Origin of the sequence: Streptomyces sp. NPDC058665, assembly GCF_042714995.1 — a bacterium.
In the GTDB taxonomy this organism is placed as follows: Bacteria; Actinomycetota; Actinomycetes; order Streptomycetales; family Streptomycetaceae; genus Streptomyces.
Map to the genome: position 1 here is coordinate 50,895 of NZ_JBHXRX010000014.1, position 13,675 is coordinate 64,569.

The 13,675-nt window shown below is 70.2% G+C and carries 12 protein-coding genes; 3 read left to right on the top strand and 9 right to left on the bottom strand.

Features of this window, described 5'->3' with window-relative positions:
- Positions 1–124: 124 nt before the first annotated feature.
- The 5 genes from ACFWV8_RS11535 to ACFWV8_RS11555 form a co-directional block, all read right to left on the bottom strand.
- Positions 125–1,624 carry a glycoside hydrolase family 3 protein gene (locus ACFWV8_RS11535; RefSeq protein ID WP_384199944.1) on the bottom strand — a complete coding sequence of 500 codons (1,500 nt, stop codon included), beginning with the start codon at positions 1,622–1,624 and terminating at the stop codon, positions 125–127.
- Positions 1,621–2,448, bottom strand: a complete 828-nt coding sequence (locus ACFWV8_RS11540) for a carbohydrate ABC transporter permease (RefSeq protein WP_329386494.1) — start codon at positions 2,446–2,448, stop codon at positions 1,621–1,623. Before ACFWV8_RS11540 ends, ACFWV8_RS11535 begins: the two co-directional genes overlap by 4 nt.
- Positions 2,445–3,392 (bottom strand): carbohydrate ABC transporter permease, encoded by a 948-nt coding sequence (locus ACFWV8_RS11545; RefSeq protein WP_384200141.1) that lies wholly within the window; start codon positions 3,390–3,392, stop codon positions 2,445–2,447. The genes ACFWV8_RS11540 and ACFWV8_RS11545 overlap by 4 nt, the downstream gene beginning before the upstream one ends.
- Positions 3,393–3,444: 52 nt before the next feature.
- The gene (locus tag ACFWV8_RS11550; protein ID WP_329386492.1) at positions 3,445–4,734 is read right to left on the bottom strand and encodes a sugar ABC transporter substrate-binding protein; all 1,290 of its coding nucleotides are present in this window, start codon (positions 4,732–4,734) and stop codon (positions 3,445–3,447) included.
- Between the two features lie 198 nt (positions 4,735–4,932).
- Positions 4,933–5,715, bottom strand: a complete 783-nt coding sequence (locus tag ACFWV8_RS11555) for a dioxygenase (protein WP_384199947.1) — start codon at positions 5,713–5,715, stop codon at positions 4,933–4,935.
- A gap of 137 nt (positions 5,716–5,852) precedes the next feature.
- On the opposite strand from ACFWV8_RS11555, the gene ACFWV8_RS11560 reads away from it, so the two are divergent.
- Positions 5,853–6,350, top strand: coding sequence for a MarR family winged helix-turn-helix transcriptional regulator (locus ACFWV8_RS11560; protein ID WP_384200143.1), 498 nt, complete (start codon positions 5,853–5,855; stop codon positions 6,348–6,350).
- Between the two features lie 57 nt (positions 6,351–6,407).
- Here the strand turns inward: ACFWV8_RS11560 and ACFWV8_RS11565 are convergent, their stop codons facing one another.
- Positions 6,408–7,955 (bottom strand): MFS transporter, encoded by a 1,548-nt coding sequence (locus tag ACFWV8_RS11565; protein ID WP_384199949.1) that lies wholly within the window; start codon positions 7,953–7,955, stop codon positions 6,408–6,410.
- 267 nt (positions 7,956–8,222) lie between these two features.
- Positions 8,223–8,873, bottom strand: coding sequence for a TetR/AcrR family transcriptional regulator (locus tag ACFWV8_RS11570; protein ID WP_384199951.1), 651 nt, complete (start codon positions 8,871–8,873; stop codon positions 8,223–8,225).
- Positions 8,874–9,128: 255 nt separating this feature from the next.
- Here ACFWV8_RS11570 and ACFWV8_RS11575 point away from each other — a divergent pair, with 255 nt between their 5' ends.
- Positions 9,129–10,430: a M6 family metalloprotease domain-containing protein gene (locus ACFWV8_RS11575; RefSeq protein ID WP_384199953.1), complete on the top strand. Its 1,302-nt coding sequence runs from the start codon at positions 9,129–9,131 to the stop codon at positions 10,428–10,430.
- On the opposite strand, the gene ACFWV8_RS11580 is transcribed toward ACFWV8_RS11575, so the two are convergent.
- Positions 10,417–11,439 carry an AMP-binding protein gene (locus tag ACFWV8_RS11580; protein WP_384199955.1) on the bottom strand — a complete coding sequence of 341 codons (1,023 nt, stop codon included), beginning with the start codon at positions 11,437–11,439 and terminating at the stop codon, positions 10,417–10,419. The two genes, ACFWV8_RS11575 and ACFWV8_RS11580, sit on opposite strands and share 14 nt — an antisense overlap.
- Positions 11,440–11,469: 30 nt before the next feature.
- Here ACFWV8_RS11580 and ACFWV8_RS11585 point away from each other — a divergent pair, with 30 nt between their 5' ends.
- A complete protein-coding gene (locus tag ACFWV8_RS11585; RefSeq protein WP_384199957.1) occupies positions 11,470–12,123 on the top strand; it encodes a phosphoribosylanthranilate isomerase in 654 nt (217 codons plus the stop codon).
- Here ACFWV8_RS11585 and ppk2 read toward each other — a convergent pair whose 3' ends face one another.
- Positions 12,124–13,176: a polyphosphate kinase 2 gene (gene ppk2 / locus ACFWV8_RS11590; protein WP_384199959.1), complete on the bottom strand. Its 1,053-nt coding sequence runs from the start codon at positions 13,174–13,176 to the stop codon at positions 12,124–12,126.
- Positions 13,177–13,675: the final 499 nt, after the last annotated feature.

Genomic DNA, 13,675 nt, shown 5'->3' on the forward strand with positions numbered 1-13,675 from the left:
CTCTGTTACCCGAAAGACGGAACACATCGCACAAAGGTTGCTCGGGATGTCCGTTCTGACCTCAATGCCGCTGGCCCCGGACCGATGCGGTCCGGGGCCTGCGGCAAATGCTCGGGGGTGGTCGTCAGCCGCCGTGCGGGGTGCCGCCCAGGAGGCGCTCCACGGCCGCCTGCGCGTTGACGCGGGCCGAGCCGTACGTCACGACCGTGTTGGCCGCCAGCGCGTCCACAGCGTGCGGCCAGCCGGTGAGGACGACGACCGCGTCCGGGCGGCGGGCGACCAGCTCCCGCAGCAGCGCGGTCTCCGCCGCGTCCCGGTGCGGCTCCCGGGCGATGACGACCAGGGGACGGCCGGCGGAGCCCTGGAGCGCGGTGTCCGCGCGGGCGGGGGCCGGTCCTTCGGCCGGTACGCCGGTGGCGGTCAGGCCGGGCATGGCCTCGGCGAGCAGCCGGTTCAGGTGCGGTGCGCGGCTGCCGGACGCGTGGTTGACGCGCTGTCGCAGGTCGATCACGTACGGCGGCGAGATGAGGGCCACGTTGCCGCGTACGCGCAGTGCGGCGCGCGCGACGGCGAGCGGCAGCCCGTCCTCCTTGGGAGGCGGCGCCGTGTCGCGGGCCCGGCCGATCCACCCGGCCAGCTCACGCGCCCGGCGGCCGGCGTCGGCGAGCCGGTCGGTGGGCAGTACGCCCGTGGCCACGGCGTCGAGGAGGGCGTCACGCGCGCTCCGGTAGGCGGTCTCGGCGGCCTCCGGGCTGTCGGGATTGCCCAGGCAGAGCAGATCGGCGCCGCCGAGCACGGCCTGGACGCAGGCGGGGCCGAAGCCGGGGTCGAGGAGGACGGCGCCCATGTCGAGCGCGTCCGTGACGATGGCGCCGGTGAAGCCCAGCTCCTCCCTGGCCAGCCGGGCGGCCTCGGGATTCAGTGAGGCCGGTGCCTCGCCGAAGGGGCCGGCGCTGATGTGCCCGGTCATCAGGCAGCGGCTGCCGGCCTCGATCGCGGCGGCGAAAGGCACCAGGTCGCGCCGGCGCAGCAGGTCCATGTCGGCGTCCAGCCGGGGCACCCGCAGATGCGAGTCGACGGCCGTGTCTCCGTGCCCGGGGAAGTGTTTGGCGCAGGCCGCGACGCCCGCGGACTGGAGCCCCGTGACGTACGCGGCGGAGTGCCTGGCCACCAGCGCGGTGTCCGCGCCGAAGGCCCGTACGCCGATCACCGGGTTGTCCGGGTCGGCGTTGACGTCCACGTCGGGGGCGAGATTCAGCCCGATGCCCGCCGTACGCAGGTCGTGGCCGATGGCGCGGGCGACCCGTTCGGTGATGCCGGTGTCGTCGACCTCGCCGAGGGCGCCGTTGCCCGGGTACGAGGAGCCGGCCGCCGCCTCCAGGCGGGTGACGTCTCCGCCCTCCTCGTCGCTCGCGACGATCAGGTCCGCGCGGCGGGCGAGGAGGGCGGCGGAGAGCGCCGCCGCGGTCTTCGGGTCGGGCACGTTGTGCGCGAAGTACACGACGCCCGCGAGCCCGGCGTCGACGGCGTCGAGCAGCCACGGGGGCGGCACGGTGCCGTGGAAGCCGGGCAGCAGGACGGCGTTGACGAGCCGCGCCTCCGTAGAAGAAGGCGTCCGGCTCACCCCTTCACCGCCCCGGCCGCGAGACCGGAGGCCAGCCTGCGCTGCACGATGATGAAGAAGACCAGCACCGGCAGGGTGATGAGGGTGGAGCCGGCCATGACCGGGCCCCAGGACGTGGAGTTCTCGCCGAAGAACTGGAACAGGCCCACAGCGGCCGTGTACTTGGACCCGTCCTTCATGAAGGTGTACGCGAAGACGAACTCGTTCCACGCGGTGATGAAGGCGAACACGCTGGTGGCGACGAGACCCGGCGCGACCAGCGGCAGCAGTACGGACCAGAACATCCGCGGCCACGAGCAGCCGTCCAGATACGCGGCCTCCTCGACCTCCTTGGGCACCGTCGCGACGAAGCCGCGCAGCGTCCAGATCGCGAACGGCAGCGACAGCGCGATGTAGACGACGGTCAGCCCGATGAGGCTGTTGAGCAGCTCGTAGTCCCGCATCTGTAGGAAGAGGGGGATGACGAGCGCCTCCAGGGGCACCATCTGCACGATCAGCACCATGATCAGTACGGAGGTACGGAACCGGAACCGGAAGCGCGCGACGGCCACGGCGGCGAACAGCGCCAGCAGCCCGGAGACCAGGATCGTGCCGAGGCCGACGAGCATCGAATTGGTCAGGAACTGGCCGAAGTTGCCCCGGTCGAAGATGTAGCTGAAGTGCTCGCCGCTGATCCCGCTCGGCAGGACGTCGGCGCCACGGGTGATCGCGTTCGGGTCGAGCGCGGTGCTGACCATCCAGTACACCGGGAACAGCGTGAAGACCAGCAGCGCGAACACCGCGACAGCGAGCCCGATCCGCCCGGCGGTCGTCGTGCGCGTCACAGCTCGTCACTCTCCTTGAAGAGGGTTCGGATGTAGACGATGGTGATCAGCAGCAGGAGCAGGGTGAGGAGTACGGCGGTGGCCGCTCCCGCGCCGTAGTCGTTGAGTGCGAACGCCTGCTGGTAGGACCACACGCCCAGGTTGAGTACCTCTTCGTTGCTGCCCGCGCCGCCCGGCATCAGATAGATCTGGGTGAAGACCTTGAAGTCCCAGATCGTCGACAGGATCGTGACGACGAGGAAGATCGGCTTGATGGTGGGCACGGTGATCTTCCAGAACCGCTGCCAGGCGTTCGCGCCGTCGATCATCCCCGCCTCGTACAGCTCCTTGGGGATCGTCAGCAGCCCCGCGAGCACGGTGATGGCGACGAACGGGAAGCCGTGGTGCACCACGTTGAGGGTGGCGATGGCGTAGAAGGACAGCCGCTCGGTGAACCAGTTCGTGGTCTCGGGGTCGATGAGCCCGAGCGAGCCGGCGAGCTGGCTCATCATTCCGTCGCCCGCCGAGAACAGCCACACCCACACATAGGTGCCGGTGACGGCGGGCATCGCCCAGGCCGCCATGATCGCGGTGGAGCAGATGACCCGCCAGGTGGTGCCGAGCCGCTGGAGCAGCAGGGCGGCGAGGGTGCCGAGCGCGACGGTGAGGGCCACACAGGCGACCGCGAAGAAGGCGGTGTTGGGCAGGACGGTCCGCCACAGATCACCGTCGCTGAGCAGGTCCTTGTAGTGGTCGAAGCCGGTGTACGTGCCGACGCCGCCGCCGAACTTCACCTCGTAGTCCTGGACGGACAGGATGCCGACCTTGACCAGCGGCCACAGGAGCAGCCCGGCCAGCACCACGAGGGAGGGCAGGAGGAGCAGCCAGGGGCGGGTGGTGCGGGTGAGCTGCTTGCGGCGCAGCGTCGGGCCCGGCCGCCCGCCGCGTGGCCGCGGCGACTTCACAGGGGAAGCCGCCGCGGCCACGTCGTCGTGCGCCGAGTCTTCGATGAGCGACTCAGGAGGCAAAGATCTTGTCCATCTCCTCGGCGGCCTGGTCCGCGGCCTCCTGCACGGTCTGCTTGCCGGTGAGGATGGACTGCACCATCTTCGTGACGACCTGCGTGGCCTGGATCTGGCCGTACGCGGGGGTCTTCGGGACGGTCGCGCCGGCCTCGGTCATCTGCTTGGCGAAGGGGGCGACGAGCGGGTCGTTCTTCGCCTGGACCTCCTTGAGGAGGGAGTTCTGACCGGGGAAGTAGTTCGTCTGCTCGGCCCACTTGGTGGCGAACTCGCCGGTGGTGACCAGCTTGACGTACTCCCAGGCCAGGTCCTGGTTCTCGCCCTTGAAGGTGGAGAGGTAGGAGCCGCCGAGGAAGGACTTGCTCATGCCGCCGGTCTCACCGGGGATGGGCGCGGCGGCGAGCTTGCCCTCAAGGTCGGGGGCGGCCTGGACGAACGCCTTGGGCGTCCAGTTGCCGGAGAGGGACATGGCGATCTTCCCCTTCTGGAAGTCGGTCGCCACCTCCTTCTCGGTCCAGGTGGTGACCTTCGCCGGGGACAGCTTGTCCTTCTTCGCGAGGTCGGTGTAGTACGTGATGCCCTTGACCGACTCCGGGGAGTTGATGCCGGACTTCCACTTGCCGCCCTCTTCTATGGCGAGTTCGCCGCCGGCGCCCCAGACGAACGGGGTCGCGAACATCTCCGCGCCGCCCGCGACCGGGAAGGGGATCATGCCCGGCTCCTTCTCCTTCAGGACCAGCGCGGTGTCGCGCAGTTCCTTCCAGGTGGTGGGGGCCTTGAGGTTGTGCTTCTCGAAGATGTCCTTGCGGTAGAGGAGGCCGCGGACACCGGCGTACCAGGGCATGCCGTACTGCTTGCCGTCCAGCGTGCCCGCGTCGGCCAGGCCCTCGACCAGGTCGTCGCCCAGCCCGGAGTCCTTCACCTTGTCGGTCACGTCCACGAGGCCGCCGGTCTCGGCGAACTGCGGGATCCAGGTGGTGCCGACCTCGGCGACGTCGGGGACCTGGCTCGGTCCGCCCTCGATCGCGGTGGTGAACTTCTTCTGCGCGGTGGCCCACTGCTGGTACTCGACCTTGACCGTGGCGCCCGTCTTCTTCTTGAAGGCCGCGGCGACCTCGTTGAAGAAGGGCTTGGGGTCCGGGTTGGTCCCCTCCATGATCCATACGGTCAGGGTCTTGCCCTTGCCCGACGTTTCGCCGCCGTCCCCGCCCGAGTCCCCACTGCCACAGGCAGAGAGTCCGAGCGCCATGGTGACGACAAGGGCCCCGATGACATGTTTCCGCATGGCCGCTCCCTAACAGGATGTCTAGACCACAGGAACGTACGGAGGCCGGAATGCCCGGTCAAGTGCCATTGGCCGGGGGATGTCGAACCGTTGCCTATCTGAACCCGTCTGCCATTGGGCGTACCACTGGCGGAGTACGGCACGTAAGGGACGGGGCCGGATGGACGGGGGCGGTTGCCGCGTATCAGGACGTCGCGATCAGCCGAACTGGACCGACCGTTTGGCCAGACCCATCCAGAAACCGTCGATGACGTTCCGTACGCTCCCCCACTCGTCCTCGGCGGCGCCGAGTGTCACGAAGAGCGGTGCGAAGTGCTCGGTACGGGGATGGGCGAGCGCCCCGGCCGGTGACTTGTGGGTGAAGTCGAGGAGCGCGTCGACGTCCTGCGCGGCCAGCGCCTCCCGGCCCCAGTCGTCGAACTCGGCGGACCAGCCCGGCACTCCGCCGCCCGGGTGACGCAGCGCGGCGAGGTTGTGAGTGAAGAAGCCGCTGCCCACGATGAGGACTCCCTCGTCCCGCAGCGGGGCCAGTTTGCGGCCGATCGCGAGGAGTTGGCGGGGGTCGAGCGTCGGCAGGGAGATCTGGAGGACGGGAACGTCGGCGTCGGGGAACATCTCGACGAGCGGTACATACGCGCCGTGGTCGAGCCCTCGATCGGGGACGCGCTGTACGGAGGTGCCGGGGCCACGCAGCAGCTTCTCGACGGAGTCGGCGAGCGCGGGGGCGCCCGGGGCGGCGTACCGGACCTGGTAGTAGTGCTCGGGGAAGCCCCAGAAGTCGTAGACCAGCGGCCGGGTCTCGGTCGCGGCGAGGGCGAGCGGCGCCTCCTCCCAGTGGGCTGAGACCATCAAGATCGCCCGGGGGCGCGGCAGGTCGGCGGACCAGGCGGCGAGCTGTCCGGGCCAGACCGGGTCGTCGGCGAGGGGCGGAGCACCGTGGGAGAGATAGAGGGCGGGCATGCGCTCCGCTGTGCTGGTCATGGCGTCTCCCTGCCTGTGGTGGTCCGGGCGGTACCCTCGGAGCTATCTACTTGAACCTTAAAGCACTCACTCGGTGCAACCTTACGACTATCTAGTTTAACTTTCAAGAAGCGCTTAGGGTGGGAGACGTGGGAGACATGGAGAGCGACGGACAGCCACGCTGGCTCAGCACCGAGGAGCAGGGCGTCTGGCAGGCGTACCTCCAGGCCACCACGTTGCTGGAGGACCATCTCGACCGTCAGTTGCAGCGCGACGCGGGGATGCCGCACATCTACTACGCCCTGCTCGTCCATCTGTCCCGGGCGCCGCACCGGCAGATGCGGATGACCCAGCTGGCGAAGAACGCCAAGATCACCCGGTCCCGGCTCTCGCACGCGGTGGCCAGGCTGGAGAAGAGCGGCTGGGTGCGCCGCGAGGACTGCCCGTCCGACAAGCGCGGGCAGAACGCGATCCTGACGGACGAGGGCCAGGAGGTGCTGACGCGGTCGGCGCCGGGCCATGTCACCGCCGTACGGCAGGCGATCTTCGACCGGCTCACGCCGGAGCAGGTGTCCCAGCTCGGGGAGATCATGCGGGTGATGGCGCACGGGCTCCAGCCGGACGGTACGGACGCGGATCTGCCCTGGCGCCGCTGAGGAACAGCGACGCCAGGGCAGATGATCCGCGGGAGGGACCGCCGGCGCACAGCCAGGTCAGTGCATGGCCACCGGGATCTGGGCGTCTTCCGCCAGACCGTCGGCATCCTCACCCTTGGCCACCTGGGTGCTCCCCGGACGGCCGGTGTTGATGAAGGTGAAGGCGATTCCGGCGGCGACGACCAGGATGCCGACCGCCCACCAGATGGCGCTCGCGTATCCGTGCACCATCGCCTGGAGCTCCAGGAGCTTCGGGTTGTTCGCACCCGCCGAGTTCGCCGCGACGTACGCGGTGGTGGCGGAGGCGGCCACGGTGTTCAGCAGCGCCGTACCGATCGCGCCGCCGACCTGCTGCGAGGTGTTGACCATCGCCGAGGCGACGCCCGCGTCACGCGGCTCGATGCCGTGCGTCGCGAGCGACATGGCCGGCATGAACGCCGTACCCATGCCGAGGCCGAGCAGCAGCAGCGCCGGCAGGATCAGAGCCGGGTACGAGGAGCCGATCTCCAGCTGCGTCAGCAGCAGCATGCCCGTCGCGCCGACCAGGAAGCCGGGGCCCATCAGCAGCCGCGGCGGGACGCGGGTCATCAGCCGGGCGCCGATCTGGGTGGAGCCCGTGATCATGCCCACGATCATCGGCAGGAAGGCGAAGCCGGTGCTGACCGGCGTGTAGCCCTTCACGACCTGGAGGTAGTAGGTCAGGAAGAGGAACAGACCGAACATGCCGATGATGGCCAGGCCCAGCGAGAGGTAGACACCGCCGCGGTTGCGCTCCATCAGGACGCGCAGCGGCAGCAGCGGGGACTTCACCCGGGCCTCGACCGCGACGAACGTGGCGAGCAGCACGGCCGAGATGACGAACATGGCGATGGTGGTCGGGTCGGACCAGCCCTCGGACTCGGCGCGCGTGAAGCCGTACACCAGCGCCACCAGGCCCAGCGTGGACAGGAAGACACCGGGGATGTCGAGCGGCGAGCGGTTACGGCCGCCCGCGGGCTCCCGGATCACGAAGTAGGCGCCGGCGGCGGCCACGATCGCGAAGGGGATGTTGACGAAGAAGGTCCAGCGCCAGTCCAGGTACTCGGTGAGGAATCCGCCGAGGATCAGACCCACGGCGCCACCGCCACCGGCGATCGCACCGAAGATGCCGAACGCCTTGGCGCGCTCCTTCGGGTCGCCGAACGTCACGGCGAGCAGGGAGAGCGCGGCGGGCGCGAGCAGCGCGCCGAACGCACCCTGGAGGGCACGCGAGCCCAGCAGCATGGCCTCGCTGGTCGCGGCGCCGCCGACGGCGGACGCGGCGGCGAAGCCGAGCAGACCGACGACAAAGGTGCGCTTACGTCCCCAGAGGTCGGCGATACGGCCGCCGAAGAGCAGCAGGCCACCGAAGGCCAGCGCGTAGGCGGTGATGACCCACTGGCGGTTGCCGTCCGATATCCCCAGGTCCTGCTGGGCGGAGGGCAGCGCGATATTCACGATCGTCGCGTCGAGCACGACCATCAGCTGGGCCAGGGCGATGAACACCAGGGCTTTCCAGCGATTGGGATCAGGGGCCGACTCGGGGACCTTGGGGTCCTGGAGCCGGGTCTCGGCAGATTTTGACATGGGTGTGGCCGCCTATGCGTACGAAGAGGTCATAACGGGCGCGGGGACGCACTGGTCGGCCCCATGCGCGGGTTACGGGTTACTGGTTCGGGGAATCCGGCCCGCCTGATCGCGGCCGCCGGGTGTGTACGTGGTCGTCAAAACCGGGTGTACGTGGTCGTCAAAACTGGTCGGTGCTCAGTGGTCTTCGGGCATGGCCGACCCTCTGAACGTGCTTGGTCTGCGTGGTCGACAGAAGTTCTTGGTCCGGGGGCGCGGCACACGTCGTCATCGACGGTGGCGCAGATCCTCCAGAGTCGCCGCCGCACCCGGCAGCTCGGAGCGCGCGGGCGCCTCCAGGCCGTCCAGGAACAGCTGTAGATGCCGGTGCGTGAAGCGGTCGATGTTCAGACAGCCGGTACCGGGCAGCGGACGGGTGAGCTGGGAGAGAGCGACCATCAGGTCACCGACCGCGACGTCGGTGCGCAGCCTGCCGGTCGCGCGCGCCTTCTCCATGAGGCCTTCGACGGCCGCTTCCAGGCGCTCGCGTTCCGCGTGCAGATGAGGGAGGTCTCCGTTGAAGCTGCCGGAGAGGAGCGGGCACAGGGCACCGATCCGCTCGTCGGCCGCCGCGTGTACGAAGCGGCTGAGCGCCACGAACGCGTCCGCCTCCTCGGCCGCGGCCCGCTGCGCCTGGTCCGCGGTGCGCGCCATGACGGAGTGCACCACCTCCAGTATCAGCGCGGAGCGGTCGGGAAAGTGGCGATAAAGCGTCGCGTTGCCGACACCCGCGCGACGGGCGATCTCGTCGAGCGGCACGTCGGGGCCCGACTCCACGAGGATTTCCCGGGCCGCCACCACGATGCGCTCCCTGTTGCGCAGCGCGTCCGCACGCGGACGCGGAACGCGGCGCGTGTCGGATTCGGCGACGACAGTCACGACGGGGTCCTTTCCTCGGTCACACAAGTGGGGAACGCGTCCCCGTTTCCTTGACACGAGTACAAACGGGGAAGCCATCCCCGGTTATTTCGCCAGGTCCTGTGAACTGGGTCACAGGATCGTGGCCCGCTCCCCGCCGGTCCGGAAAACCCCACGTTCGGGCGCACCCAACGAGCGCCGACACGCCGCCCGACGCAGGGTGATCGAACGGAGAGCAGTCAGGACGGACGACTGCCGCTGACCCGAAGGCGGCCGATGAAGCACTCCCGTCGGATACGCGGAACCGCAGGTCGCGGCAGTCATGCCCGGCCCCGCCGGGTCGGCACCCTCGCCGCGCTCGCCACCCTGACCCTCGCCGCGCTCACCACCGCCAGCGCGACCCTTCCGCTGCCGACGCGGGCCTCCGCGGGGCCGGTTTCCACCACGCACGACGCGACGCTCGTACCGTGCCGTATCACCGCCGCCGTGGGCGTCCAGATGTCGGAGGGCATGCCCACCCCCGCCGGCTACACCCGCTCCACCGGCACGGTCCGCGCGCTCAACCTGATGGTCGACTTCTCCGACGCGGAGGGTCCGGGGAGCGCCGCCGACCGGCTCGCGGAGTTCTTCCCGCAGACCTCGCAGTGGTTCCGTACCAGCTCCTACGGGCGGCTCGACTACCGGCCCGAGGCCCCGGTGAAGGACTGGCTGCGGATGCCGCTGCCGTTCGCCGATTACGGGATAGAACGCGGCGCCCCTTACGAACCCGGCTACCGGCGGCTCGTCCAGGACATCGTGCGCGAGGCCGACCCCGAGGTCGACTTCAGCGAGTACGACCTGGTCAACATCCTCGTCACCCCCAACGCGGGCCCCTCGGCGCTCGACACCGTCCTGTCCGTGACGTTCTCCGGCAACGGTGAGGCCCCCGAGGCGGACGGCGTCCCCCTCGCCAACACGTCCTTCGTCTACAGCCGCCAGGACGACGGCTCGGGGTCGTACGCGCGCACCGGCTACCGCGTCCTGCCGCACGAGAACGGCCATGTCTTCGGCCTCCCCGACCTCTACACCCTTGACGGCGGCGGCGCGGTCGGGCACTGGGACATCATGTCCGAGGACTGGGGGGCCAACAACGACCTGCTGGGCTGGCACAAGTGGAAGCTCGGCTGGCTCGACAACGAGCAGATCGGCTGCGCCTCCACCCCCGGCCGCAGCGAGCACGACCTCACCCCGCTGGCCACCGAGGGCGGTCACAAGCTGGCGTTCGTGCCGCTCTCCGAGGACTCCGGGTACGCGGTCGAGGTCCGCACCCGCGCGGGCAACGACGAGGCCGTCTGCAAGCCGGGCGTACTGATCTACCGGGTCGAGTCCGACGTCGACACGGGGCGCGGTCCGGTGACCGTCTCCGACAGCGAGGAGCGCAGCGGCGGCTGTACGCGGCGGCCCAACGTGCACGCGGAGCTGTCGGACGCGCCGTACGGGCCCGGCGAGACGTTCCGGGACCGGGAGGGCGGCATCAGCGTCGCGGTGGTCGGGAAGACCGGGGACGACGGCTACCGGGTCCGGATCAGCCGGTCCTGACCCAGCCGTCGGCGGTGAACGCCTCCGCGGTGGCCCGCTCGTCGCGCCAGTAGGCGTACGGGAGGGACTGGCCGCGCAGCCACATCTCCCCGGTGTCGGGGGCCACGCGCGACTCGACGACGGGCGTGGCGAGCGACTCGACGACGGGCGTGGCGACGAGCGGGGACTTCTTTGGCGGTGCGGCCGGTCCGTCCAGCATCAGCGCGCCGCCCGCCGCCATCGCGCCGTACACCTGGGAGAGCGCGAAGGGCCCGGAGAAGGGAGCCGTGAGGCGGGTGACGGGGGGCGCGCCGAGACCCGGCAGCTCGCCGCGTCCGAGTGCATCGGCGGCGGCGCGGTAGCGGGCGTCCATCGCCGCGCCCGCCTGCGCGAGCTGGGTGGAGACGGCGCCCCTGAGCGGGTCCGCCGGTGACGCGTACTCGATGGTGGCATCGTCCTCCGCGCGGATCTCGATGTCGGGCGGGGCGGCGTACGGATCGGGGGCCGGCAGGTCCTCGTACCGCTCGGTGAGCGCTCCGTCGCCCTCTCCCGGCCCGAAGACGACGACGCGCGCCCGCTCACGCCCCGCCCACCCCGTGACGGCCGGCAGCCGTTCGCCGTCCACGAGCAGTACGCGGGGCGCGCAGTGGTCCAGTACGCGGTCCAGCTCGTCCGCGCTCCATCCCGCGTCGAGCGGTACGGCGACCAGACCGGCGAGCTGCGTGGCCCAGAACGCCGTCTGCCAGTCGGGCCGGTCGCCCATCACGAGGGCGGCCCGGTCGCCCGGCCGCAGGCCGTAGGTGTCCACGAAACGGTTGGCCAGCATCGTCGCGGCGGCGAAGAACTCACCGTATGTAAGGAGGCCGGTCCCGTCGCCGCCTACGAAGAAGGGCCGCTCCCCGTAGGCCCACGTCGTCTCCACGAACTCCCGCAAGGTGCGCGGGCCGTCCGCGTACATCAGCGAGCCGTTCTCGGCGCGTACGACCTCGAAAGGCGCCCCGGGGGCGGTGAGAGCGGCGGTGTCCGGCAACGTACGTCTCGCTTTCTTCGTACTCTCTGGGTGAGTCCATCGAGCGAGGAGCTCCTGTTGCACCACTTGTACGTCAAGGTCTGCGGGCTGCGGAAGCCCGGCGAGGTCGAGGCCGCCGTGGCCGGCGGGGCATCCGCCGTCGGATTCATCCTGACCGAGAGCCCCCGGCGGCTGACCGCCGCCGAGGCCCGCCCGCTCGCCGCGCTCGTGCCGCCCGGTGTCGCCAAGGTCGCGGTCTTCCGCGGCGAGCCGCTGGAGGAGGTGCGCAGGGCTGCGGCCGAGGCGGGCGCCGACACGGTCCAGCTGCACGGCGGCGAACCGCCCGAGGCGTTCGCCGCGCTGCGCGCCGACGGCTTCCGGCTCATCCGGGCCACCTCGCCGCGGTCGGGCCATCCGCTGGCCACGGGCGCGTACGGCGAGGACATCCTGATCATCGACTCGCCCCGGCCCGGCTCCGGCGAACGCTGGTCACCGGATTCGCTTCCCGAGCCGCCGACGGGTTCGTGGCTCCTGTCGGGCGGGCTCTCACCGGACAACGTCGTAGACGCCGTGGCGGGGCTGCGGCCGTGGGGTGTCGACGTGTCGAGCGGGGTGGAGAGCAGCCGGGGCGTGAAGGACGTCGGGCTGATCGAGAAGTTCCTGGCGGCAGTCGGCGCTGCGGAAGGGCTCGACCGGACCCCATGATCAGCCCTTCGGTCTGTGCTTCCGCTTCGGCTTCGGCTTCGGCTTCTCGTTCCGGTCCGGGCGGGCGTGCGGCTCCGGGCGCGTGTCCGCAGGGTGGACGCCTGGCCCGTGCGTGCGGGCAGCGAGCGGGGTCGGGGTGAGGTCCGTCCGCTCCTCCCCCGCTTCGAGCAGGGTGTCGGCCGGACCCACGATGAGCGGGTCGGGCACGCCGAGGGCCGCCTCGTCCTTCTGGTCGTAGTCCATCCGCCACAGCAGACTCCGCATGGCCTCCAGCCGGCCCCGCCTCTTGTCGTTGTTCTTGACCACGCTCCAGGGCGCGTGGGCGGTGTCGGTGGCGCGGAACATGTCGACCTTCGCCGTCGTGTACGCGTCCCAGCGGTCGAGCGACGCGAGGTCGGTGGGCGAGAGCTTCCACTGCCGTACGGGATCGATCTGGCGGATCGCGAAACGCGTGCGCTGCTCGTCGTGCGAGACCGAGAACCAGAACTTCACCAGCAGGACGCCGTCATCGGTGAGCATCCGCTCGAACTGGGGCGCCTGGCGCAGGAAGTGCTCGTACTCGTACTCCGTACAGAAGCCCATCACCCGCTCGACACCGGCCCGGTTGTACCAGGAGCGGTCGAAGAAGACGATCTCCCCGGCGGACGGCAGATGCGCCACGTACCGCTGGAAGTACCACTGCCCCGCTTCTCGCTCGGTGGGCTTCTCCAGGGCCACCACGCGGGCGCCACGCGGGTTGAGCCGCTCGGTGAACCGCTGGATGGTGCCGCCCTTGCCCGCCGCGTCCCGCCCCTCACAGACCACCACCACCCGCTGGCCGGTCTCCTTCACCCAGCGCTGGAACTTGAGCAGTTCGATCTGGAGCCTGCGCTTGGTCCGCTCGTACTCACGGCGGCGCATCTTCTCGGCGTACGGGTAGTTCTGCCGCCATGTCTTCATCGGCCGACCGGACTTGTCGAGCAGAACGGGCCGCTCGGGGTTCCGGTCGTCGACGGTCAGCCCGTCGAGCAGGACACTCGTCGCCGGGTCCTGGTCCCGCTCATCCGCCGGCATGCGGGCGCTCTCCCCGGCCGTCGAGGTCGGCGTCGTCCTCAAGAGGCGGAAGGTCGACGGTGTAGTGCGCCTCCAGAAAGAGGTCGCTGTGCTGTGGACGCGAAACGGACTCATCTGCGACGGGAAGAGGCGCGGTTCGGACGATACGACGCTGAGAGCTCTGCATCCAAGACCATCCAGTGGAGGGAGTCATGCGGGCCGCGCGGCCCATTGCCGGGCGACGGACTCATCCTTACACAGGGCTCGATCTTGAGAGGCGAGCCACAAATGCCTGGTGGGCCCACTGACGGGCTCAGCCCGTCCGCGGGTCGGCGCCAAGGCCTCCGTGATACCCCCGTGGCGCTCCAGAACCCGGTACCGGTGCAGTGCGCCGGGCCCGCCAGAGCGGGGGCCTCGGCCAGGTCGAGTTCCCATACGAGTGGTCGTTCACCTCGAACGGCACCTCGCCGACGGGAACGCAGGTGAGGCGGATCGATTCGGAGTTGGCGTCGCCGTGGCT